The organism is Mycobacterium sp. DHQP2018-32-09 (assembly GCF_058148405.1).
The window spans coordinates 247496-271080 of sequence record NZ_JBYVYK010000001.1 but is presented as its reverse complement, the minus strand read 5'-3'; the positions used below and the strand labels follow the sequence as shown (position 1 = coordinate 271080).

The window sequence follows — 23585 nt, the reverse complement described above, 5'->3', positions numbered from 1 at the left end:
GTGAACGCAGGTGAACGCCCGCCAAACACCTGTGTTTGAGTGTGTGACGTGTCCCGATTTGGCCGCACGCTGCTGGGATGACGTTCACCGCGTGCGTACGATTTGCCCGTGAGTGTGGCGTCCGCACTGCTGCTGTCGGCAGTCGTGGCACTGCTTGCGCTGGCGCTCGGCGCCGCGCTGACAGCGGTGCTGATGCCGCGACTCCGCGCCCGCCAGGAGCGTCGTGCCGCGGCGTCGTCGGGATTGACCATCTCCGAGATGCTGGCCCACGTGGTGGCGCAGTCGCCCGTGGGCATCGTCGTCGTCGACAACTTCCGTGACGTCGTCTACATGAACGACCGGGCCACCCAACTGGGTCTGGTCCGCGACCGGCTGCTCGACGACCGCGCGTGGGCCGCGGCGCAGCGCACCCTGGCCACCGGCGACGACGTCGACGTCGACCTGGCCTCGGTGCGCACGCAGGGACGCCACGGGTTGCACGTGCGCGGCCACGTGCGGCTGCTCACCGAGGCCGATCGGCGTTTCGCCGTGGTCTACGTCGACGACCAGTCCGAGCACGCCAGGATGGAGGCCACGCGGCGCGACTTCGTGGCCAACGTGAGCCACGAGCTGAAGACGCCCGTCGCCGCCATGGGGGTGCTCGCCGAGGCGCTGCTGTCGGCGTCCGACGATCCCGAGACGGTGGACCGCTTCGCGAAGAAGATGGTCGTGGAGTCCAACCGGTTGGCCAACATGGTGGGCGAACTGATCGAGCTGTCGCGGTTGCAGGGCGCCGATCCGCTGCCGGATCTGGAGGCGGTGGACGTCGACGGCGTGGTGGCCGAGGCGCTCTCGCGGTACAAGGTGGCCGCGGACACGGCCGAGATCGACATCACGACCGATGCGCCGACGGGGTATCGCGTGCTGGGCGACCAACCGCTGCTGGTCACCGCGATCGCCAACCTGGTGTCCAACGCCATCGCCTACTCCCCGAAGGGTTCCGGCGTGTCCATCTCGCGCAGGCGCCGCGGTGACAACGTCGAGATCGCGGTGACCGACCGCGGGATCGGCATCGCCCGTGCCGATCAGGAGCGGGTGTTCGAGCGGTTCTTCCGGGTCGACAAGGCGCGGTCCCGGGCCACCGGTGGCACCGGCCTCGGCCTGGCCATCGTCAAGCACGTGGCCGCCAACCACAACGGGTCCATCCGGCTGTGGAGCCAGCCGGGCACGGGGTCGACGTTCACGTTGTCGATCCCGGTCTATCCCTTCCCCGACGAGCCCGACGAACCCGACGAGTATCACGAACGAGAGGACCACCCACACTCATGACCAGTGTGTTGATCGTCGAAGACGAAGAGTCACTGGCCGACCCGTTGGCCTTCCTGTTGCGCAAGGAGGGGTTCGAGGCGACGGTCGTCACCGACGGCCCGTCTGCGCTCGCCGAGTTCGAACGCTCCGGTGCCGACATCGTGCTGCTCGACCTCATGCTGCCCGGCATGAGCGGCACCGACGTGTGCAAGCAGCTGCGGTCGCGGTCGAGCGTGCCGGTCATCATGGTCACCGCGCGCGACAGCGAGATCGACAAGGTGGTCGGGCTGGAGCTGGGTGCCGACGACTACGTCACCAAGCCGTACTCGGCGCGCGAGCTGATCGCCCGCATCCGGGCCGTGCTGCGCCGCGGCGCCGATCCCGACGAGACGGGCATCGCCGATGGCGTGCTGGAGGCCGGGCCGGTGCGCATGGACGTGGAGCGCCACGTCGTGGCGGTCAACGGTGAGCCGATTACGTTGCCGCTCAAGGAGTTCGATCTGCTGGAGTATCTGATGCGCAACAGCGGCCGGGTGCTGACGCGCGGCCAGTTGATCGACCGGGTGTGGGGTGCCGACTACGTCGGCGACACCAAGACCCTCGACGTGCACGTGAAGCGGTTGCGGTCGAAGATCGAGAGCGACCCGGCCAACCCGGTGCACCTGGTCACGGTGCGCGGCCTGGGATACAAGCTCGAGGGCTGATCGCCCGCAACGTCATCGAACTGCCTCGCCGGCGGGTCTGCCTCAGGGTGGACCCGCCGGTTTCGTGCTGCGCCCGATCGGGCGACGACGCCTCCTCGCGGTTTCGCTCGGGGTGCCGGTGAGCAGCGATGTTCCTCGACGTCGAGTTGGCCAGCAGCGTCTCGGCGACGGCCTACCGTCGACCGGCGCGCCGATCCATCGCCGGCTAACCCGATCGGGCTGAAGATTGCTGAAACCGCAGCCACGGGTGCAGAATCTCGGGCTCGCCCGGTCCGTCGATGTGATCCAAGCCACGCCATAGGCCTTCCATCAGTGCAAAATGACACCGACGGTCACTACATACCAATCGTATGCAACGGTTGGCATCGACGATCAATTTCTGAAATACTTTGCCTGCGGGTCGCTGGAAGCCCCGTGAGCTTGCTTTGAGAATCGCCCGGCAAGGCGCTCAGCAGTATCTGGCAAACGTGTAAATATTTGCAGGCGCGTGATCGGCCCGTCCCGGGTGAGGCGGTCCGGAGACCGTCAACGGCGTCTGCGGCCAACAGATCGGAGAGACGCTCGTGTCTGAGAAGACGACATCGAACGGGCACGGCGCCGTGACGTCCAACGGTGTTCCGCCCGTCGACGTCCTGGACGTCGGGATCCGTCCCGCGGCGGCGGTGTCGCCGCTGCGACCCCGCACGCGCCTGACCACGAGCCTGGTGATCCCGGTGCGCAACGAGGCGCGCAACATCGCCTGGGTCCTGGAACAGGTCACCGACGACGTCGACGAGATCATCCTCGTCGACGGGAAGTCCACGGACGCCACCGTGATCACCGCGAAGAGCTGCCGCCCGGACATCCGCGTGGTGCAGCAGAAGGGCACCGGCAAGGGCAGCGCGCTGCGCACCGGTTTCGCCGCCGCCACCGGCGACGTCATCGTCATGATGGACGCCGACGGCAGCATGGCCCCCCAGGAGATCCGGCACTTCCTGCACTACCTGGCCAACGGTTTCGACTTCGTCAAGGGCTCGCGCTTCATCTGCGGCGGAGGCTCGCTGGACATCACGCCGTTCCGCCGGCTGGGCAACAAGTTCCTCATGGCCGTGTTCAACCGGTTGTACGGCGGTGACCTGACCGACCTCTGCTACGGATTCTGCGCCTTCCACCGGCGCTACCTCGAGGTGCTGTCGCTGTCGGCGACGGGCTTCGAGATCGAGGCCGAGATGATCGTGCGCGCCATGCAGGGTGGGCTGCGCGTCACCGAGGTCCCGAGCATGGAAATGCCGCGCCGGCACGGTCAGTCGAACCTACGGGCCATCCGCGACGGCATCCGCGTGCTGCGCACCGTGGTGCGCGACCACGACGCGGGGTTGTCCGGCCGCCTCGTCCAAGCCATCACCACCGACAACGCCGCCATCAAGGCGAGCTGACCGAAGGCCACCATGACCGCCGCTCCGACGGTCTCGGTCTGCGTGCCCGCATACCAGGCCGAGCAGCACATCGCCCAGACGCTGACCAGCATTCTGGCGCAGGACGAGTCGTCGCTCGAGGTCGTCGTCGTCGACAATCACAGCACCGACGGCACCGCGGACGTCCTGGCATCGTTCGACGACGCGCGGCTGACCGTCGTGCGCAACGAGCAGACGCTGCCGATGGCCGACAACTTCAACGCCGCCGTGCGCCGGACCACCGGACGCTACGTCAAACTCGTCTGTGCCGACGACCTGTTGCATCCCGGTTGCGTGCGCACTCAGGCCGACGTCCTCGATCGGCGCGACGACGTGGTGCTGGTGTCGGCCCGGACCGACTTCGTGGACGACGACGGTGCCCTGATGCGCCCGGCGCGCGGGCTGGCGGGAATCACGGGTGTGCGCAACGCCTGCGAGGTCGCCAGGGCCGTCGTGCGCAGTGGCACCAACCCGATCGGCGCACCGGTCGCCACGATGTTCCGGCGCAGCCTGTTCGATCGCGTCGGCGGTTTCCGCTCCGGTCCGCGGTTCGTCACCGACCTGGACCTGTGGATCCGCATGCTGGCGCACGGGGCGTTCTACGGCGTGCCCGAGACGCTGGCTGCGTTCCGCCTGACCTGCGATTCGGCCACCGCCCGCACCTCGAGCCGCGCACAGCGGGCCGAGCAGGTGGAGATCGTCGCCACCCTGGCGACCGATCCGCGGTGGGGAATCACCGCCCGCGACAGCGCTTTCGGTCGCGTGCGGGCCGTCGACATGCAACTGCGGCGGGACGGGCTGTACGCGTGGAGCACGTGGCGGCGGGCGAGCGCCCGCCGTCGGTCCGCCGCGTCGGCGTCGGGAGGCATGCCGTGATCCGCGACGTCCAGGTGGCCGACGCCGCCACCGTGCGTGACGCGCCGACGCTGTCGGTGGTCATCTGCGCCTACACCACCCGCCGCTGGCACGACCTGTGCCGCGCCGTCGATTCCGTGCTCGCCGAGGGCGACGCGGTGACCCAACTGATCGTGGTGCTCGACCACTGCGACGAACTGCACCGGCTCGTGCTCGAACGCTACGGCGCCGACGCTCGGGTGACGGCGGTACCCAACGCGCAGACCCGGGGGCTCAGCGGCGCACGCAATTCCGGTGTCGCCGTGGCCATCGGCCACGTGGTCGCGTTCGTCGACGACGACGCCGCCGTACACCCCGGCTGGGCGGCGTCGCTGCTCGTGCACTACCGCGACCCCGAGGTCGCCGCCGTGGGCGGGCACGCCGCGCCGGTGTGGCCGCAGCGGCGGCCATCCTGGCTGCCCAGGGAGTTCGACTGGGTGGTGGGGTGCAGCTACGTGGGTCAGCCCACCCGGGTGGCGACGGTGCGAAACCCCATCGGCTGCAACATGTCCGTGCGACGCTCCGCGCTGGACCAGGTGGGGGGCTTCCGTTCCGACCTCGGGCGCGTGGGCACCCTGCCCGTGGGTGGCGAGGAGACCGAGTTCTTCATCCGGTTGCACGCCGGCCTGCCGACGCAGCGGGTGCTGCTCGACCCGGCCGCGCGCGTGGACCACTACGTGTCACGGGACCGCACGACGCTGAAGTACTTCCTGCGGCGGTGCTATCACGAAGGCACCTCGAAGGCGGTCGTCGCGGCGTTCGTCGGCCCCCAGGCCTCACTGAGCGCCGAGAAGTCCTACACCACTTCGGTGTTACCGCGGGCGGTGCGCCGCGGCGTGGCGGCCCGCAACCTCACCGGTGCGGCGCGGGCTGCGACGGTGATCGCCGGGCTGGCCGTCACCGCTGCGGGGTACGCGCGTGGTCGTGCCGCCCACGTCCGCCGGGGTCGGGTGACGACGTGACCGCACTCTCGGCACTCGCACTGCGTCCCATCATGACCGGGTCGGCACCCGCCTGGGACGGAGCCCGCTGGATCGGGGAGATCTGGCGCGACGACGTCGACGCCGCGCTGGCCGCCGGGCACTCGAGCGCCGAACTCGTCGGTGGCGAACCGTTCCGGCATGCCCGCATCCTGCTCCGCGATGCCGACGGTCCCATCGGTTTCGCCGAGGCACGCGTCGTCGACGGGACGATCGACCTGGCCGGGCTGCGTGTCCTGGCCGACGCTGCCGCGCGGCGGGATCCGCGGGCCGCACGAGCGGGTACCGCCCCGAATGCCAGAGCGGGTACCGCCCCGAGCATCAGCGTGGTGCTCTGCACGCGCGACCGCGTCGAGATGCTGCGCGACGCCGTGACATCGCTGCGGGCACTGGAGTATCCCGACTTCGAGGTCGTCGTCGTCGACAACGCGGCCCGTACCGATGCGACGCGGCGGTACGTCGAAGCGCTCGGTGATGCCGGCGTCCGCGTGGTCGACGAGCCCCGGCCCGGGCTGTCCCGTGCGCGCAACGCCGGGCTGCGCGCCGCCGAGGGCCGCATCGTCGCCTTCACCGACGACGACGTCGTCGTGGATCGGCACTGGCTGACCGAACTGGCGACCGGCTTCGCGTCGCCCTCGGTGGCGTGCGTCAGCGGCTGGGTGCCCGCGGCCGAACTGCGCACCCCGGCCCAGACGTACTTCGACCGGATGGCCGGTTGGTCGCGTCCGGTGCGGCGGCGCACCTTCGACGTGACCGCCCCGCCCGACGACATCCCGCTGTTCCCGTTCGCGGTCGGCCACTTCGGCACCGGCGCCAACTTCGCGCTCGACCGCGGAGCGGCCTTCGAGTTGGGCGGCTTCGACGAGGCGCTGGGGGCGGGTGCGCCGACGCGCGGCGGCGAGGACCTCGACATGTTCGTGCGCATCCTGCTCGGCGGTGCGCACCTGACCCGGGAACCCGCCGCCATCGTGTGGCACCGGCATCGCGCCAGCGCCGATCTGCTGCTCCAGCAGGCCAAGGACTACGACATGGGCATGGGCGCGTGGCTGGCCAAGGTCGCCAGCCGCCCGACGCTCGCGCGACATGCGTTCGCCACCAGCATCCGTCGGGCGCCCGCGCTGGCCGCCCACGTCCGGGGGGCGTCGTCGAGCACGCTGCCCGACGACGACATCGCCGCGCTGCTGCCCGACGGCCTCGGAACGTGGGACTGGCGTGCGGTGTTCGCAGGCGCCCGGGCGTTCCGCGCAGCGCGGCGCGACGGCCGACGCGCGACGCCGCTGCGGGGGGTGACGACATGACCGAGGCCGTCGAGGTCCGCATCGTCACCGGAGCCGACCAGAACCTGCGCGTGAACACCGTTGCGCTGCTGGTGTCCTCGGTGGCGACGGGCCTGCTGGGTTTGGCGTTCTGGAGCGTGGTGGCACGGTTGGTGCCCGCCGACGAGGTGGGCGTGGCGGCGGCGTGGATCAACTCTGCGCTGATGCTGTCCACGCTGGCGCTGGTCGGCATCGACACGCTGTTCGAGCGCTTCCTGCCGGTGGCGGGCACCGGGGCGGGGCGTCTGGTGGCGCGCGGCCACCTGATCGTCGCGGGTACGGCGCTGCTGGCCGGCACGGGCATGGTGGTGCTGGGCCCGCGCGATGCGCTGTTCGGATCCGGTGGGGCCATGGCCGCATTCCCGCTGGTGGTGCTGGTGCTCGCGCTGTTCGCCTTGCAGGACAAGGTGTGCTCCGGGGCCGGCGTGGCCCGGTGGGCGGCGGCCAAGAACCTCGGTCACGCGGTGGCCAAGCTGGCCGCGCTGGCGGCGCTGGTGGGGTCGGCCTTCGCAGGCACCATCGTGGCCGCCTGGACGTGCACCGCCGCCGTCGCGGTGGCGCTCACCGGTGCCGCCCTGCGCAGGCGCGTGACCGTGGACCCGCAGTTCCTCGCGCCGCCCGACCTGCCGTCGGCGCGTCGCATGTGGGCCTATCTCGGTCCCTCCTTCGGCATTTCGGCGCTGTGGACCATCGGTCCGCTGGTGGTTCCGTTGATCGTGATCACGACGCTCGGTGCGGCGGCCAACGCGTACTTCGCGGTGACGTGGTCCATGGTCTCGGCTGCCTACCTGCTGCTGCACCTGGTGGTCAGCCCCTACGTGGCCGAGGTGGCCGGACATCCGGACCGCACCGCGTCGCTGACCCGCCGGATGGTGCGCATGCAGACCGCCGTGGCGGTCGTCGTCAGCGCCGGTCTGGTCACCGTCGGGCCCCTGGTGCTCGGCCTGGCGGGCCCGGACTACCGGGCCAACGGCCAGGACCTGCTGTTCTTGGCCGCGGCATTCCTGCCGTTGGCCGCCGTCAACGACGTGTACGAGGCGTTCGCACGAATTCGCCAGCGGCTGTTGCCGTTCCTGGTGGTCCGGGTCGCGGTGACCGCCGTCATCGTCGGCGGCTCGCTGCTGCTGACCCGCTCGCGCGGCCTGGACGGCGTGGGGTGGGCGTTCCTGGCGGCGGAGGCCATGGCGACGGTGGTCCTGGTCGCGCCCACCGTGGCGCGCTACCGCGCCATGGTCGCCGAACCCGGCGACGCATCCGACGAGATCGCCCCGAGGACGGGTGGATAGGAGATGAAGGTGTTCTGGCGGTGGGCGCTTCCCAGCGTCGCGGTGGTGGTGGCCGTCGTGATCTCGATCGTGACGTTCACGCACGGCCGGGCGAACGCCGAGGCCCTCTACGACGACTTCGACGGACCCGCTGGGGCGCCGCCGAACTCCCGGCTGTGGGGCTACGACGTCGGCGCCACCGGCTGGGGCAACGGCGAGCAGCAGGACTACACCACCGACACCGCGAACGCGCGCCTGGACGGTGCGGGCAACCTGCTCATCGAGGCGCGTCGCGACGGCGACCGCGTCACGTCGGCGCGGTTGACCACCAAGGGCAAGTTCGCGTTCACGCACGGTCGGGTGGAGGCACGCATCAAGGCCCCGCGGGGCACCGGGCTGCATCCGGCGTTCTGGTTGCTCGGCACCGACAACGGTCGGGTCGGCTGGCCCGCCAGTGGCGAGATCGACGTCATGGAGACCATCGGCGAGCCGACGTTCGTGCACAACGGTGCCATCGGCCCGGACGCCGACGGCACCGCCTACAAGCTGGAGGGCTCGCGCACCATCGACCCGGCCTTCGTCGACGACTTCCACACCTACTGGGTGCAGCGCGACCCGGGCCGGCTGACCTACGGCATCGACGACCAGACGACGACCGTGCTGCAGGAGAGCCAGCTCGCACCCGGGCAGCGCTGGGTGTTCGACAAGCCGTTCTACCTGTTGCTCAACGTCGCCGTCGGTGGGGACTGGCCGGGCCCCGTGGGCGCGGACACCACCTTCCCGGCGACGATGACGGTGGCGTGGGTGCGGGTGTCGCAATGACCGACGTCGCGATGCGGACACACCACGGGATCGCTGCGGCGCTCCCGCGACACCGCGCCCCCGCGGGCGCCGTTGAGGTGGGCGCGCTGGTGTCCGCGGTGGCGGGTCTGGCGGCGGCGCTGCCCGGGCCGTCGGGACTGCGTGGCGCGCTGCTGCTGGTCTTCGTGCTGACCGGGCCCGGACTGGCGACCGTCGCGTGGACCCGGTTGCGCGGCCCGGCCCGTGCGGCCGCCGTCCCGCTCGTCGGCCTGTCGACGATGACGGCCGCCACCGCCGCGCTGGCGTGGGTCGGCGTGTGGGCGCCGGTGCAACTGCTGCTCGCGCTCGTGGGCGCGGTCATGGCGTCGGCCACCGTGTCGCTCCGCCGTCGCGACGAGATCCGGTTCCAGACGGCCACCGTCGCGACCGCGGTGCTGCGGTGGCGCCCCAGCGGTCCGCTGCTGACGGCGGCGGTGGCCCTCGGCGTGTGGGTGGCCGCACTGCCGGGCATGGCCGACGCCGGGTCGCCGCTGGGTCTGCTGTTCTCCGGCACCGGCTTCGTGCTCGCCCCGGTCGCCGTGGCGCTGGTGTGCGCGTTCGTCACCGCGGTGCGGGCCGGCCGCCTCGTCGCGGCGGGGGCCGTGCTGATGGCCACCATCACCGTCATCCGCGGAACCGTCACGGCCATCACGGATCTGCCGATCTATGCGTGGACGTACAAGCACGTCGGCATCGTGGACTACCTGCTGGTGCACCACGCGTTGCCACCCACCGGCGTGGACATCTATCGCGAATGGCCCGCCGCCTTCACGTCGTTGGCGTGGATGTCGAGCGTCACCACCGTCGACCCGCTGACCGTCGCGCACTGGTTCGCACCCGTGACGCACGTGGTGCTCGCCGTGTTGGTGGGCGTGCTGGCGCGGGCCCTCGGGCTCGGCCGCGCGCAGGCACTCGTTGCGGCGTTCGTCATGGAACTCGCGAATTGGGTTGGCCAAGACTATTATTCGCCGCAGGCATTGGCGTTCGCGATGGGCGTCGCCGTGGTCACGTTGCTGGTGTCGGGTGAAGGCTCGGCGGCGGCGCACGTGCTGGCGTTCATCGGTTTCGCCGCGATCGTGCCCACCCACCAGCTCACCCCGTTCTGGCTCTTCGGGCTCCTCGTGCTGCTGACGCTGACCCGCAGGGTCCGCCCGGCCTGGCTGGTGCTGCCGTACGGCGCCGTGCTGGCGGGGTACCTCTATCCGCGTCAGCAGATCGTGTTCAAGCACGGGGTGTTCTCGGGCGCCAACCCGGTGGCCAACAGCGAGACCAACGCCGAGTACGTCGGATCGGCTGCCAAGGTCTTCACGTCGCTGGCGTGCCGCGGCCTGTCGGCGGCCGTGATCCTGCTGGCCGTGGTGGCGCTGGCCTTTTGGTGGCGCACCAAGCGTCCCTACCTCGTGCCCGCGCTGATCGCGTTCAGCCCGTTCGTGCTGCTGTTCGTCAACGACTACGGCGGCGAGGCGGTCTTCCGCACCTACCTGTACGCGCTGCCGGGCTGCGCCGTGCTGATCGCGCCACTGGCGACCTGGGCACTGGCCCGCACGCCGGACGGCCCGTGGCGACGGCGCGCCGGTGTGGGCGTCACGGCACTGGTGTTGGGCGGCATCGCCGTCGGCGGCCTGCAGGGTTACTACGGCATGTGGGCGTTCAACGTGCAGACGTCGTCGCAACTGGCGCTCACCGAGGCGTTGCCGCACGCCGTCGACGGCCCCGCCACGGTGTGGAACCTGCAACCCTCGGGGTTCCCCACGCGGCCCACGGCCGACTTCGTCGCGCTGGCCCGTTTCGACGACGCGTTCGACACCCCGATCGCCGACCGGTGGCCCGGGTTCCTCATGGGCTTCCCGGACCGCGGCCAGTTCGACGACGTGACCGAGGTGGCGCGCACCACGCCCGGCGCGACGTTCTTCGTGTTCACCGACCAGGCCCGCGCGGCCTACGAATACCTGGGTTATGCGTCGCAGCAGGACGTCTCGCGATTCGAAGACCAGTTCCGGGCGAGCCCGCGCTGGACCACCTGGCGCAGCGATCCCCACACGACCATCTTCCGGTACGTACCGGAGCCGCCGGCACCGCCGGCCGACCCAGGAGAAGGACAGTGACCATCTCGACGACCACCTCGACGACCACCTCGACGACCACCTCGACGACCACCGCGGCGCCCACCTCGGAGCCCACCTCGGTGACCACCGCGCCGTGCCGACTGTGCGGTTCGGAACGGTTGGGCAGCGTGCTCGACCTGGGCGCCACGCCACCGTGCGAATCCTTCCTCACCGCAACCGATCTCGATCTCCCCGAGACGACGCATCCACTGCACCTGCGGATTTGTCGGGATTGCCTGCTGCTGCAGATCCCGGCGCTCATCACGCCCGAGGACACGTTCACCGAGTACGCGTACTACTCGTCGTTCTCGCAGAGCTGGGTGGCGCACGCCAAGACGTTCCTCGATCAGACCGCCGCCCGCCTCGGCCTCGACGGTGACTCGTTCGTGGTCGAGGTGGCCAGCAACGACGGTTACCTGCTGCAGCACGCCGTGGCCGCCGGGATCCCGTGCCTGGGCATCGAACCGTCCACCAACGTGGGTGCGGTGGCCGTCGATCGCGGCGTCCCCACCCGCACCGGGTTCCTCGACGAGGAGCTGGCGCGCGACGTCCGTGCCACGTCCGGACCCGCCGACCTGGTGATCGCCAACAACGTCTACGCCCACATCCCGGATCTGCTGGGCTTCACGCGGTCGCTGCGCACCCTGCTGGCCGACGACGGCTGGCTCAGCATCGAGGTGCACCACGCCTTGAACCTGGTGGCAGCCGGGCAGTTCGACACGATCTACCACGAGCACTTCCAGTACTACACCCTGCTGACCGCCATCCGCGCCCTGGCCACCGGCGGCATGACCGTCGTGGACGTCGAGACCCTGACCACGCACGGCGGCTCGCTGCGCGTGTGGGCGCGGCCCGCCGCGGTGGCCGGCGCCCCGTCGGACCGGGTGCGCCGACTGCTGGAGCAGGAGAGCGCCGCCGGCCTGCACGACGTCGCCGGTTACGACCGGCTGCGGCAGCACACGGCCCGCGTCCGCGACGAGCTGCTGGGCTTCCTCCTCGACTGCCGCGCCGCGGGCAAGCGCGTGGTGGGCTACGGCGCGCCCGGCAAGGGCAACACGCTGCTGAACTACTGCGGCATCCGGCCGGACCTGCTGGAGTACACCGTCGACCGAAACCCGTACAAGCACGGGCGGTTCACGCCGGGCACGCGCATCCCGATCCACCATCCCGACCGCATCGCCGCCGACCGGCCCGATGTCGTCGTCATCCTGCCGTGGAATCTCGAGACCGAGATCGTCGAGCAGTTGTCCTACGTCGCGCAGTGGGGTGGCCAGCTGATGGTCCCCATGCCGACCCTGCACGTTGCCGGCTCGACCGAGTCGGAAGACCTGTCCATCTCGAGTCGGAGGTAGATCGTCATGAAGGTCGTATTGTTCTGCGGCGGTTACGGAATGCGGATGCGCAACGACAGCGGTGAGGGCATGCCGAAGCCGATGCAGATGGTCGGTCCGCGCCCGCTGATCTGGCACGTCATGCGGTACTACGCGCACTTCGGTCACAAGGAGTTCGTGCTGTGTCTCGGCTACGGCGCCGAACACATCAAGGAGTACTTCCTCACCTACTCCGAGGCCGCATCCAACGACTTCGTCATGCGCAACGGTCGCGTCGAGCTGATGAAGACCGACATCAGCGACTGGTCCATCTCGTTCGTCGACACCGGCGTCGAGTCGGCCATCGGCGAGCGCCTGCGCCGCGCCCGGCCCTACCTCGACGGTGACGAGTACTTCCTGGCCAACTACGCCGACGTGCTCACCGACGCCCCGCTCGACGACATGGTCGCCCGGTTCCGCGCCTCGGGCGCGACGGCGTCGATGATGATCGTGCCGCCACAGTCGTCGTTTCACTGCGTCGACGTCAACGCCTCCGGTGAGGTCAAGGAGATCACCCCGGTCTCGCAGCTGCCGCTGTGGGAGAACGGCGGCTTCTTCGTGCTGAGCCAGCGGGTGTTCGACTACCTGCCCGTAGGAGGCTGTCTGGTCAACGACGCCTGCACGCAGCTGGCAGGCGAGGGCAAGCTGTTCGGGTACCGCTACGAGGGCTTCTGGAAGCCCGCCGACACGTTCAAGGAACGCGCGGAACTCGACGCCAGCTACCACCACGGCGACCGGCCGTGGATGCTGTGGGAACGCGCCCCGCGGCCGACGCTGGCGACGCGCATGCCCGAGTCCGCGTGATCGACTGGCACGCATCGCGTCTCACCGAGATCGTGGTGGTCGGCGCCCATTGCGACGACATCGCGATCGGCATGGGCGGCACGCTGCTGACGCTGGCGAGGGCGCGTCCCGGCCTGACGGTGCGCGGGCTGGTGCTCTCCGGAGGCGACACGCCCCGCGCGGCCGAGGAGCGCGCGGCCCTGGCGGCGTTGTGTCCCGGCGCGGACGTCGACGTCACCGTCGCCGACGTGCCCGACGGTCGCGCGCCCGCCCACTGGGCGCGGGTCAAGGAGTTGCTCGCGACGCTGAGCCGCACGGCGACACCGGATCTGGTGTTCGGACCGCAGCCGCGCGACGCCCACCAGGACCACCGGTTGCTCGCCGAGCTGCTGCCCACCGAGTTTCGCAACCACGCGATCCTGGGCTACGAGATCCTCAAGTGGGAGACCGACACACCGCGGCCCACCGTGTTCCACCCCCTCGCCGACGGTGTCGCCGAGGAGAAGTCGCGCCTGCTGCACGCCCACTACCCCTCGCAGCGGGGCCGGGCCTGGTTCGACGACCGGGCGTTCCTCGGCCTGGCGCGGATGCGCGGCGTGCACTGCCAATCGGAGTACGCAGAGGCGTTCTGCGTGGACAAGATGACCGTCTCGTTCGCCCCGCGCGAGACGCCTCGACCAACGAAGGGACAGCCATGAAGATCTTGGTCACCGGCCACCAGGGCTACTTGGGCACCGTGATGGTGCCCATGCTGGCGCAGGCCGGCCACGACGTGGTCGGGCTGGACACCGGGTACTTCGCCGACTGCGTCCTGGGCCCGCTGCCCCACGAGGTGCCGACCATCGGCACCGACCTGCGCGACGTCGACGCCGCGCAGCTGGCCGGGTTCGAGGCCGTGGTGCACCTGGCCGCGCTGTCGAACGATCCGTTGGGCGCACTGGCCCCCCAGATCACCCACGACGTCAACCATCACGCCTCGGTGCGGCTGGCCCGGCTGGCCCGCGACGCCGGGGTGCGCCGCTTCCTCTACGCGTCGACGTGCTCGGTGTACGGCGCCGCGGGCGACGACCTGGTGACCGAGGACGCCCCGCTGCGCCCGCTGACGCCGTATGCCGAGAGCAAGGTGCGGGTCGAGGACGACGTGGCGGCGCTGGCCGACGACGACTTCTCGCCGGTGTTCCTGCGCAACGCCACGGCATTCGGCTACTCGCCGCGGTTGCGGGCCGACATCGTGCTGAACAACCTGGTGGGCCACGCCGTCACCACGGGCGTGGTGCGGGTGCTCTCCGACGGGACGCCGTGGCGCCCCCTGGTGCACGCCCGCGACATCGCCACGGCATTCGTGACGGCGCTGGAGGCGCCGGTGGCCGCCGTGCACTGCCAGGCGTTCAACGTGGGCGACGAGGCCAACAACGTCACGGTGGCCGAGATCGCGCAGGCGGTCGCCGACGTCGTCGACGGCGCCACGCTCGAGATCACCGGGGAGACGGGTGCCGACCCGCGTTCCTACCGCGTGGACTTCGCGAAGTTCCGTGCGGCCGTGGGATATCAGGCGCAGTGCTCGGTACCGTGGGGGGCGGCCGAACTCTACGAGGCCTACCGCACGTTCGGGTTGACGGGCGAGGCGTTCGCCGCGAACTTCACGCGGCTGGCCCGGCTCTCGGCGCTGCGCGACCGCGGCGCGCTCGACGAGTCGATGCGCTGGGTCAGGGCGAATGCGTGAGCAGATCCGCCCACGAACCCGCGGCGGCATCGCGTGCGGAGAGCACCGACACCGGCAGGGGCCACGCCAGCGCCAGGTCGGGATCGTCGTGCGCCACGGCGAGGTCCTCGCTGGGGTCGTGCGGCCGGTCGATGCGGTAGCACACGTCGGCGGTGCCGGTCAGCGCCTGGAAGCCGTGCAGGAATCCCGGCGGGATGAACAGGTGGCGGAAGTCCTTGTCGTCCAACAGGAAAGACTGGTTACGGCCGAACGTGGGCGAGTCCCGGCGGATGTCGATCACGACGTCGTGCACCGCGCCGTTGGCGCAGCGCACCAGCTTGGCCTCACCGCGCCCCGACCGCCCGTGCATGCCGCGCACTCCGCCTGCCACGGTGCGGGATTGGGAGTCCTGGACGAAGGACGCAGCCAGCGGCGCACCGACGTGGGCGTCGAACTCCAGCGCGTCGAACGTGCGGGTGAAGAACCCGCGCGCGTCGACGTGCGGCTCGGGGGTCAGGACCAGGAGGCCGTCGAGGTCGGTGGTGTCGATGCGCACGCGGTGATGGTGCCATGACCGGCTGTCGAGGGTGTGCCGAACCGGCACTGACGCGTGCGGTCGACCTCGGCGCCGTACCCGCGGCCGACCTGTTTCCGCCCGCCGGACCGGCGGACGTCCCGGACCCGTTGCACCCCTTGGCCATGGATGTCTGTGCGCACTGCGGCCTGGTCCAGCTGGCCGACGACGACACCGCGGTGCAGGAGCCGCGCGGCGTGGAACCGCAGGCGCTCACGGACCAGGCGGCCGCCGCCGTCGCCGACGTCGCGGCGGCGGGGTGGCTCACCGGGGGTCTGGTGCGGGAGTTCGGCAGCCCGCACGGGGGCAGCTGGCTGCCGCTGCTGCACGACCGCGGGTACCGCACCGCGCAGGCGGACGAACCGGCCGACGTGGTCGTCGACTCCTTCGGCATCATGCACGCCGCCGACCAGCGGGCGGCGTTCGCCGCGCGCGCCGCGGCGCTGCGACCCGGGGGAGTGTTGCTGCTGCAGTACCACGCCGTCGGCACCATCGTCAGCCGAGGTCAGTGGAATGCGTTGCGCCACGGCCACTTCGCGTACTACTCGTTGACCACGCTGTGCGCGCTGCTCGGCGCGGCGGGACTGGCCCCGGCACACGCCTGGCACTACGACCTGTACGGCGGCACGGTGCTGCTGGCCGTCACCCATGCGCCCGTGTCCGCCGACGACTCGATCGCCGCGACGCTGGCCGCCGAGCGCTCGCTGGGCGTCACCTCGCCCCAGCGGGTGGCGGCGCTGCAGCGCGCGGCCGACGGGTGCGCAGCCGCGCTGCGGGGCTGGCTCCGGGAGCAGGCCGACGCGGGACTGTCCGTGTACGCCTACGGCGCAGCCTCCCGGGCGGTGGCGCTGTTCAGCTTGGCGGGCATCGACGCGCGGCTGGTGACCGCCGTGGCCGATGCGTCGCCCGCCAAGCAGGGCAGGCGCATGCCGGGCACCGACGTGCCGATCATCGCGCCCGCCGATTTCGTGGCGGCCCGGCCCGACCGCGTGCTGCTGACGCTGTCGGACCTGCTGCCCGAACTGCGGGCCCAATTCCCCGAACTCGACGGCACCTGGAAACTCGACGCCGACTTCATGGTGGGGATCGGCGAGTGAGGTTCATCGCGCCCATGCCGCGGCTGACCCACGACGGACCGACCTGGGTGGCCGCCGTGCAGCGCATCGCGGCCCTGGGCTATCACACGCTGGCGGTGTCCCACCACGTCACGCGGGGCTGGCAGCTGGGGCTGATCGCCGCCATGGCCTTCGCCGCGGCCTCGACGTCGTCGCTGCGCATCATGTCGCTGGTGGCGCAGAACGAGCTGCAGCATCCCGCGCTGCTGGCCAAGGACCTCGCGACCATCGACGTGCTCTCCGGCGGACGCGTCGAGGTGGGGCTCGGTGCCGGGTGGCAGGCGTCCGACCTCCACGTGCTGGGCCTGCCGTTCGAGTCGAGCGGCCGCAGGATCGCCCGCCTGGCCGAGGCCATCGAGATCATGCGCGCCTACTTCGCGGGTCCGACGGTCGACTTCGAGGGCGAGCACTATCGGGTGCGGCAGATGGAGGCGCTGCCGCGTCCGGTGCAGCGGCCGCGCCCGCCCATCCTGGTCGGCGGGGGCGGTCCACGGCTGCTCGACCTCGCGGGCAGGCGCGCCGACATCGTCGGCGTGCACCCGCGCATGTCCGGCGGCGTGCTGGACCGCAGCCACCTCGCCGAGCTGTCGGCCGACGCCGTCGCCGCCAAGGTGGCGCGCGTGCGCGCCGCCGCCGACGATGCCGGCAGACGCACGCCCGTGCTGCAGTTCAGCTGCTACCACGTGCGGGTCACCGACGGGCCGCGGCGCCCCACCGACCGGTCGACGTGGGACGACCTCCTCGCCGCGGAGCGGCCCGCGCTGCGCGGTTCCCCCGCGGTGCTGGTCGGTACGGCGGCGCAGTGCGCCGACCAGTTGCTGACGTGGCGCGACCGCTTCGGGATCGACTACTGGAACCTGGGGCCCGACGTCGAGTCCGCCGCGCTGATCATCGATGCACTCGCCGCGGCCGGTGAACTCACTGCGCAGCCCGCGTAGCCGGATGCACGGCCACCAGGCCCAGCGCCCCGCGCCGCTTGCACATCGCCGCCAGCTCGCCGTACGCCTTCTCCCCGAGCAGTTCGGTCAGCTCGGCGGCGTAGGACTGCCACACCGGGCGTTGCCCCACGTGGGCCTTCGGGTCACCCGTGCAGTACCAGTGCAGGTCGGCACCGCCCTCACCCCAGCCGCGCCGGTCGTATTCGGTGACGGTGGTCTTGAGGATCTCGGAGCCGTCGGGACGCTCCACCCACTCCTGCGTGCGGCGGATCGGCAGCTGCCAGCACACCTCGGGCTTCATCGTCAGCGGCTCCACGCCCAGCTTGAGTGCCTTGGAGTGCAGCGCGCAGCCGATGCCGCCGGGAAATCCCGGCCGGTTCAGGAAGATGCAGGCCCCCTTGTACTTGCGCGTGCGCAGGTTGGGCTTGCCGTCGTATTCGTCCATCTCGAGGTAGCCCTTGCGTCCCAGACCCTTGTCCCGGAACTGCCAGTCCTCGGCGGTGAGCTTGGCCGCCGCGTCGTCGAGCATCGCGCGGTCGTCGTCGTCGGACAGGAAGGCGCCGTGCGAGCAGCAGCCGTCGTCGGGCCGGCCCTCGACGGTGCCCTGACAGGCGGGGGTGCCGAACACGCACGTCCACCGCGACAGCAGCCAGGTCATGTCCGCGGCGATGAGGTGTTCGGGGTTCTCGGGGTCGAAGAACTCCACCCATTCGCGGGCGAAGTCGAGTTCCACCTCGCCCGGATGGTGCTGGACATGCGATCCGCTCACGGAAAGCAACGGTAGACCCGTTACCGTGGAATCCGTGCGATTGGGCGTTCTCGACGTGGGCAGCAACACGGTTCATCTGCTGGTCGTGGACGCGCGGCGCGGTGGTCATCCGACGCCGATGAGTTCGACCAAGGCCTCGCTGCGCCTCGCCGAGGCCATCGACGGCTCCGGCAAGCTCACCAAGAAGGGCGCGGACAACCTGGTGGACACCGTGGAGGAGTTCGCCAAGATCGCCGCCAGCTCCGGCTGCGTGGAGATGATGGCGTTCGCGACGTCCGCGGTGCGCGACGCCAAGAACTCCGACGAGGTGCTGGCGCGCGTGCGCGCCGAGGCCGGCGTCGGGCTGCAGGTGCTCAGCGGCGTCGACGAGTCGCGGCTGACGTTCCTCGCCGTGCGCCGGTGGTACGGCTGGAGCGCGGGCCGCATCATCAACATCGACATCGGCGGCGGCTCGCTGGAGCTGTCCAGCGGTGTCGACGAGGAACCCGACGTGGCGCTGTCGCTGCCGCTGGGAGCGGGGCGGCTCACCCGCGAGTGGCTGCCCGACGACCCGCCGGGTCGGCGCCGCGTCGCCGCCCTGAGGGACTGGCTGGCCAGCGAGCTGTCCGAGGCCGGCCCGCGGGTGCTCGACGCCGGCACCCCGGACCTGACCGTCGCGACGTCGAAGACGTTCCGCTCACTGGCGCGCCTGACCGGCGCCGCGCCCTCGGGTGCCGGACCGCGCGTGAAGCGGACGCTGACGGCGGCGGGGCTGCGGCAGCTCATCGCGTTCATCTCGCGCATGACCGCAGCCGACCGCGCGGAGTTGGAAGGGGTGAGCGCGGACCGGGCGCCGCAGATCGTGGCCGGTGCGCTCGTCGCCGAGGCCAGCATGCGGGCGCTCGGCATCGAGACGGTGGACATTTGCCCTTGGGCGTTGCGAGAGGGGTTGATTTTGCGGAAACTCGACAGCGAAGCCGACGGAACCGCCCTGGTGGAAACCTCCGCGGACCTCGCCAAGGCCAGAGGCGGCAGACGATGACCGATCCACGCGACGAGGCCACCCGCCCGATCTCGGTGGCCGAACTGTTGGCCAAGAACGGCACCATCGGCGCGGCGCCCCCAGGGGGCAGGCGGCGCAGGCGGCGCGGCAACAGCGACTCGGTGACGGTCGCCGAACTCACCGGCGAGATCCCGATCGTCAGCGCCGCAGGCGAACAGCTGGTGCAGGAGGCGCCCGAGTACGAGCCCGCGGTGCCGGAGCCGGCCGAGCCCGCCGTCGAGGAGTCCGTCCCCGAACCCGAACCCGAACCCGAGTCCGTCTCCGAGCCCGAACCCGAGCCCGAGCCCGAGCCCGAGGCCGTGGTCGACGTCGTGGAGCAGGACGCCGCACCCGACACCGCCGGGGCCGATACCGCAGAGGCAGACACCGCAGACACCGCAGACACCGACACCGGGACTGACACCGAGACCGAGGCCGAGGCCGAGGCCGAGACCGGGACCGTCGACCCCGACGAGACCGCGTACGAGGAGCACCTGCAGCGCCGCGACGCGGAACCCGCCCCCGTCGACTTCGCCGCGCCGCGCCGCAGGCCGCCCGTGGCCACCCCCATCGGGGTCTCCGGCGCCGAGGCCATGAGCCCGGACCCGGTGGTCGACGACGAGGTGGATCCCGACGTCGCTCTCGACTTCGCCGCATTGTCGGCCGGGGTGAGCGAGCGCATCGACACCAGCCACGTGCTGTTCGGCGGTCAAGGCGACGCCGACGCCTCCGACGCGGTCCGCCGCGGGCTGTCACCGACGCCCGAGGACATCGACCTCGGCGAGGCAGGTGACACGGGCGAGGCCCGGGAAGCCGGTGCCGCCGAGGGCGCCGCGGACACGGGGGAGGCCGGCGAGTCGCGCGGCTCGGCGCTGCTGCACGGCCTGCTGATCGTGGGCCAGTGCGTCCTGGCCGTCGCGTTCGGCGCGGGCCTGTTCGTCGCGTTCGATCAGCTGTGGAAGTGGAACAACATCGTCGCGCTGGTGCTGTCGGTGCTGGTGATCCTGGGTCTGGTGGTCGGCGTCCGCGTGGTGCGCAAGACCGAGGACATCGGGAGCACGCTGATCGCGGTGGCCGTGGGGGCCCTGGTCACGCTCGGGCCCCTGGCACTGCTGCAATCGCACTGATCCCACGAGAGAAGCCAGTGCGCCCTGCCATCAAGGTCGGTCTGTCGACGGCCTCGGTCTACCCCCTGCGGACCGAGGCCGCGTTCGAGTACGCCGCCCGGCTGGGATACGACGGCGTCGAGCTGATGGTGTGGGCGGAGACCGCCTCGCAGGACGTCGCCGCCATCGCCAAGCTGTCGCGTCAGTACGACGTACCGGTGCTGTCGGTACACGCGCCCTGCCTACTGATCTCGCAGCGCATCTGGGGCCCCAACCCCATTCCCAAACTCGAGCGCAGCGTCCGGGCGGCCGAGGACCTGGGCGCGCAGACGGTCGTCGTGCATCCCCCGTTCCGCTGGCAGCGGCGTTACGCCGAGGGGTTCGCCGACCAGGTGGCCGAACTCGAGGCCAACAGTCCGGTGATGGTGGCCGTGGAGAACATGTTCCCCTTCCGCACCGATCGCTTCTTCGGAGGCAGCCAATCGTCAGTGCAGCGCATGCGCCGCCGCGGGGGCTCGCCGGGCGTCGCCATCTCGGCGTTCGCGCCGTCGTACGACCCGCTCGACGGGGGTCACGCGCACTACACGCTGGACCTGTCGCACGCGGCGACGGCCGGCACCGACGCCATCGAGATGGCCCACCGCATGGGCATCGACGGCCCCAACGGCCTGGTGCACCTGCACCTGTGCGACGGCAGCGGCGCGGCCACCGACGAGCACCTGGTGCCCGGCCAGGGCACGCAGCCGGCCGTCGAGATCTGCCAGCTGCTCGCCGCCAGCTCGTTCACCGGCCACGTGATCCTGGAGGTCACCACGTCCAAGGCCCGCACCGCCGCCGAACGCGAGGCGCTGCTGGTCGAGTCGTTGGCGTTCGCGCGCCAGCACCTGTTGCGCTAGGAGGAGCATGCCGGAATCGACGTCGTTCACCGAGGCGATGCAGCTGACACCGGCCGGTACCGCGGGCGAGGTCGCCCAGTCCGGTGTCGCCCAATCCGGTGTCGCCCGGTCCGGTGTCGCCCGGTTCACGGGCCACCTGAACGCCAACTGGACCATCGGTCCCAAGGTGCACGGCGGCATGATGCTGGCGCTGTGCGCCAACGCCGCACGCACCGCGTTCGCCCCCTCCGCGGGCAGCCAGCCCGTCGCGGTGTCGGCGAACTACACGTGGGCACCCGATCCCGGCGACATGTGCGTCACCGCGACGCTGCGCAAACGCGGCCGACGCGTGAGCCTGGTCGACGTCGAGCTGAGTCAGGACGACCGCGTCGCCGTGCGGGCTGCGGTGACGCTGGCCGAGCCGGACGACGGCGCACCGTTGCTGTCGGCCAACCCCGTCATCACGCTCATGCCGCCGGAACCGCCGCCGGGTCTGGAGCCGATCGGGCCCGGGCACCCGATGGCCGACGTCGTGCACCTGGCCCGGGGGCTGGACCTGCGGCCGTCGCTGCGCACACTGGGGCCGCGCACCGACGGCGGCCCGCCGATGATCGAGTACTGGGTGCGGCCGAAGGACTGCGCGCCCGACCTGCTGTTCGCGCTCGTCTGTGGCGACGTGTCGGCCCCGGTGACGTTCGGCGTCAACCGGACGGGCTGGGCGCCCACCGTGCAGCTGACGGCCTATCTGCGCGGTGTTCCCGCCGACGGCTGGCTGCGGGTGCTGTGCACGACGATGGAGATCGGGCAGGAGTGGTTCGACGAGGACCACGTCGTCGTCGACGCCGCGGGCCGCATCGTGGTGCAGTCCCGGCAACTGGCGATGGTGCCCGCCCCCTGAGGAGCCACGCCTAGAGATCACGCCGGACACCACACCGAGGTCAGACACCGAGGGTGCCGCGGGGCCGTGCGAAGCTTGCACCCGTGGCGAGAATCGCGATCATCGGTGGCGGAAGCATTGGCGAGGCGTTGTTGTCGGGACTGCTGCGCGCAGGTCGACAACCCAAGGACCTGGCGGTCGCCGAGAAGGACCCCTCGCGGGCCAAGGCGCTGTCGGCCAAGTACTCGGTGTTGCTGACGACGGTGGAGGACGCGGCGGAGAACGCCGCCTACGTGGTGGTGGCGGTCAAGCCCGGCGACGTCGACGCGGTCACCAACGAGATCGCCGAGGGGTTCGGCCGGGCGGACAACGACAGCGTCGAGAAGGTGATCGTGTCGGTGGCCGCGGGCGTCAGCACGGGGTTCTACGAGGCGAAGCTGCCCGCGGGGACCCCGGTGATCCGGGTGATGCCGAACGCGCCGATGGTCGTCGGTGGTGGCGTCAGCGCGCTCGCGGCCGGTAGCTACGCGACCGCCGAGCAACTGCGCGAGGTCGAGGTCCTCTTCGACGCCGTCGGGCAGGTGTTGGTGGTGCCCGAGGCGCAGATGGACGCCGTCACCGCGGTCTCCGGCTCGGGCCCGGCGTACTTCTTCCTGCTCGCCGAGGCGCTCGTCGACGCGGGCGTGGCGGCGGGCCTGCCGCGGCACGTGGCGACGAACCTGGCGGCGCACACCATGGCGGGTTCGGCGGCGATGTTGCTCGAGCGCGTGGAGGCGCAGGCGGCCGCCGCGGGCCCCGCGGTGGGCGCGGCCATGGACACCAGCCCGGCCGCGTTGCGGGCCACCGTGACCTCGCCGGGGGGCACCACCGCCGCTGGGCTGGCCGAACTCGAGCGTGGTGGCCTGCGGGCCGCCGTGGCAGCCGCCGTGGACGCTGCGAAAACACGCTCTGAGCAGCTAGGAATTACATCTGAGTAGTTCATGAATTTCGCACTGATTGCCCCACACCCGTCGCAATAACCCCTCCTGCCACGCTATTCTCCTCGTGTAAGCACGCACCTGCACCAGCGGTGGGGAAGCCGCTGGAAGGGCCGTGCCTGATTGATTGGGTTGCGATGACGTCTATGAACGGGCCATCGGGGCGCGACGCTGCCGGCGGGAAAGCACGCGATGCGGCCAGCGGTGGCGATGGGCAACCGGCGCGGGCTCAGTTCCTGACCGTTGCCGAGGTGGCCAGCCTCATGCGGGTGAGCAAGATGACGGTGTACCGCCTGGTGCACAACGGCGAATTGCCCGCCGTGCGCGTCGGCCGCTCGTTCCGAGTGCACGCCAAGGCGGTTCACGACCTCCTCGAGACGTCGTACTTCGACGCCGGGTAGATCGGCCCCGCGCGTCGTCGCCGATGGCAGGCGTTTTCGTTCCTCCAGTATCGGCCGGGTAAGGTGACCGGGTCAGTTCACGAGGCGTACTCGAAGACGTCGGCCTCGGTTGTCCAAAGTTTGTCCTTGAGGTAGCGGAGTTCATGGGTTCAGTCATCAAGAAGCGGCGCAAGCGCATGTCGAAGAAGAAGCACCGCAAGCTGCTTCGTCGCACGCGGGTGCAGCGCAGAAAACTCGGCAAGTAGTTTTGCGA

At 71.0% G+C, this 23585-nt stretch carries 24 protein-coding genes; 22 read left to right on the top strand and 2 right to left on the bottom strand.

Annotated features, from left to right (window positions below):
* The first annotated feature begins 108 nt into the window (after positions 1-108).
* The 13 genes from AC30CM_RS01275 (at position 109) to AC30CM_RS01215 (ending at position 14700) form a co-directional block, all read left to right on the top strand.
* Positions 109-1308, top strand: a complete 1200-nt coding sequence (locus AC30CM_RS01275) for a sensor histidine kinase (protein WP_490114988.1) — start codon at positions 109-111, stop codon at positions 1306-1308.
* Positions 1305-1991 (top strand): two-component sensory transduction protein RegX, encoded by a 687-nt coding sequence (gene regX, locus AC30CM_RS01270; RefSeq protein ID WP_490114987.1) that lies wholly within the window; start codon positions 1305-1307, stop codon positions 1989-1991. Before AC30CM_RS01275 ends, regX begins: the two co-directional genes overlap by 4 nt.
* Positions 1992-2635: 644 nt before the next feature.
* Positions 2636-3406 (top strand): glycosyltransferase family 2 protein, encoded by a 771-nt coding sequence (locus tag AC30CM_RS01265; protein ID WP_490115049.1) that lies wholly within the window; start codon positions 2636-2638, stop codon positions 3404-3406.
* A 12-nt stretch (positions 3407-3418) separates the two neighbouring features.
* A complete protein-coding gene (locus AC30CM_RS01260) occupies positions 3419-4300 on the top strand; it encodes a glycosyltransferase (RefSeq protein WP_490114986.1) in 882 nt (293 codons plus the stop codon).
* The gene (locus AC30CM_RS01255; RefSeq protein ID WP_490114985.1) at positions 4297-5280 is read left to right on the top strand and encodes a glycosyltransferase family 2 protein; all 984 of its coding nucleotides are present in this window, start codon (positions 4297-4299) and stop codon (positions 5278-5280) included. The genes AC30CM_RS01260 and AC30CM_RS01255 overlap by 4 nt, the downstream gene beginning before the upstream one ends.
* Complete coding sequence (locus AC30CM_RS01250; protein ID WP_490114984.1) at positions 5277-6596, top strand: glycosyltransferase family 2 protein; 1320 nt, start codon at positions 5277-5279, stop codon at positions 6594-6596. The genes AC30CM_RS01255 and AC30CM_RS01250 overlap by 4 nt, the downstream gene beginning before the upstream one ends.
* Positions 6593-7900, top strand: coding sequence for a lipopolysaccharide biosynthesis protein (locus AC30CM_RS01245; protein WP_490114983.1), 1308 nt, complete (start codon positions 6593-6595; stop codon positions 7898-7900). Before AC30CM_RS01250 ends, AC30CM_RS01245 begins: the two co-directional genes overlap by 4 nt.
* A 3-nt stretch (positions 7901-7903) precedes the next feature.
* Positions 7904-8701 (top strand): glycoside hydrolase family 16 protein, encoded by a 798-nt coding sequence (locus AC30CM_RS01240; protein ID WP_490114982.1) that lies wholly within the window; start codon positions 7904-7906, stop codon positions 8699-8701.
* A complete protein-coding gene (locus tag AC30CM_RS01235) occupies positions 8698-10824 on the top strand; it encodes a hypothetical protein (RefSeq protein ID WP_490114981.1) in 2127 nt (708 codons plus the stop codon). Before AC30CM_RS01240 ends, AC30CM_RS01235 begins: the two co-directional genes overlap by 4 nt.
* 80 nt (positions 10825-10904) lie before the next feature.
* A complete protein-coding gene (locus AC30CM_RS01230) occupies positions 10905-12176 on the top strand; it encodes a methyltransferase domain-containing protein (protein WP_490115048.1) in 1272 nt (423 codons plus the stop codon).
* Positions 12177-12182: 6 nt separating this feature from the next.
* Entirely contained in the window at positions 12183-12998 is an 816-nt protein-coding gene (locus AC30CM_RS01225) for a sugar phosphate nucleotidyltransferase (protein ID WP_490114980.1), read from the top strand.
* Positions 12995-13675 (top strand): PIG-L deacetylase family protein, encoded by a 681-nt coding sequence (locus tag AC30CM_RS01220; protein WP_490114979.1) that lies wholly within the window; start codon positions 12995-12997, stop codon positions 13673-13675. The genes AC30CM_RS01225 and AC30CM_RS01220 overlap by 4 nt, the downstream gene beginning before the upstream one ends.
* Positions 13672-14700, top strand: a complete 1029-nt coding sequence (locus AC30CM_RS01215; RefSeq protein ID WP_490114978.1) for an NAD-dependent epimerase/dehydratase family protein — start codon at positions 13672-13674, stop codon at positions 14698-14700. The genes AC30CM_RS01220 and AC30CM_RS01215 overlap by 4 nt, the downstream gene beginning before the upstream one ends.
* Here AC30CM_RS01215 and AC30CM_RS01210 read toward each other — a convergent pair.
* Complete coding sequence (locus AC30CM_RS01210; protein WP_490114977.1) at positions 14684-15235, bottom strand: dTDP-4-dehydrorhamnose 3,5-epimerase family protein; 552 nt, start codon at positions 15233-15235, stop codon at positions 14684-14686. The genes AC30CM_RS01215 and AC30CM_RS01210 overlap by 17 nt on opposite strands.
* Positions 15236-15249: 14 nt before the next feature.
* Between AC30CM_RS01210 and AC30CM_RS01205 the strand changes: the two genes are divergently transcribed.
* Together AC30CM_RS01205 and AC30CM_RS01200 are read left to right on the top strand one after the other, a co-directional pair.
* Complete coding sequence (locus AC30CM_RS01205) at positions 15250-16350, top strand: class I SAM-dependent methyltransferase (RefSeq protein WP_490114976.1); 1101 nt, start codon at positions 15250-15252, stop codon at positions 16348-16350.
* Positions 16347-17306 (top strand): TIGR03621 family F420-dependent LLM class oxidoreductase, encoded by a 960-nt coding sequence (locus tag AC30CM_RS01200; RefSeq protein WP_490114975.1) that lies wholly within the window; start codon positions 16347-16349, stop codon positions 17304-17306. Before AC30CM_RS01205 ends, AC30CM_RS01200 begins: the two co-directional genes overlap by 4 nt.
* On the opposite strand, the gene AC30CM_RS01195 is transcribed toward AC30CM_RS01200, so the two are convergent.
* Positions 17287-18084 carry a DUF3109 family protein gene (locus AC30CM_RS01195; protein WP_490114974.1) on the bottom strand — a complete coding sequence of 266 codons (798 nt, stop codon included), beginning with the start codon at positions 18082-18084 and terminating at the stop codon, positions 17287-17289. The genes AC30CM_RS01200 and AC30CM_RS01195 overlap by 20 nt on opposite strands.
* 25 nt (positions 18085-18109) lie before the next feature.
* Between AC30CM_RS01195 and AC30CM_RS01190 the strand changes: the two genes are divergently transcribed.
* From AC30CM_RS01190 to AC30CM_RS01160, 7 genes are all read left to right on the top strand, one after another.
* Positions 18110-19096 carry a Ppx/GppA family phosphatase gene (locus AC30CM_RS01190; RefSeq protein WP_490114973.1) on the top strand — a complete coding sequence of 329 codons (987 nt, stop codon included), beginning with the start codon at positions 18110-18112 and terminating at the stop codon, positions 19094-19096.
* Positions 19093-20223: an Rv0497 family membrane protein gene (locus tag AC30CM_RS01185; RefSeq protein WP_490114972.1), complete on the top strand. Its 1131-nt coding sequence runs from the start codon at positions 19093-19095 to the stop codon at positions 20221-20223. The genes AC30CM_RS01190 and AC30CM_RS01185 overlap by 4 nt, the downstream gene beginning before the upstream one ends.
* 17 nt (positions 20224-20240) lie before the next feature.
* On the top strand, positions 20241-21098 hold the full coding sequence (locus AC30CM_RS01180) for a sugar phosphate isomerase/epimerase family protein (protein ID WP_490114971.1): 858 nt from the start codon (positions 20241-20243) through the stop codon (positions 21096-21098).
* A gap of 7 nt (positions 21099-21105) precedes the next feature.
* Positions 21106-21975, top strand: coding sequence for a thioesterase family protein (locus AC30CM_RS01175; RefSeq protein ID WP_490114970.1), 870 nt, complete (start codon positions 21106-21108; stop codon positions 21973-21975).
* 83 nt (positions 21976-22058) lie between these two features.
* Entirely contained in the window at positions 22059-22931 is an 873-nt protein-coding gene (gene proC / locus AC30CM_RS01170; protein ID WP_490114969.1) for a pyrroline-5-carboxylate reductase, read from the top strand.
* Positions 22932-23068: 137 nt separating this feature from the next.
* Positions 23069-23332 carry a helix-turn-helix domain-containing protein gene (locus tag AC30CM_RS01165; protein ID WP_490115047.1) on the top strand — a complete coding sequence of 88 codons (264 nt, stop codon included), beginning with the start codon at positions 23069-23071 and terminating at the stop codon, positions 23330-23332.
* 143 nt (positions 23333-23475) lie between these two features.
* A complete protein-coding gene (locus AC30CM_RS01160; protein ID WP_003402602.1) occupies positions 23476-23577 on the top strand; it encodes a 30S ribosomal protein bS22 in 102 nt (33 codons plus the stop codon).
* The last annotated feature ends 8 nt before the right edge of the window (positions 23578-23585 follow it).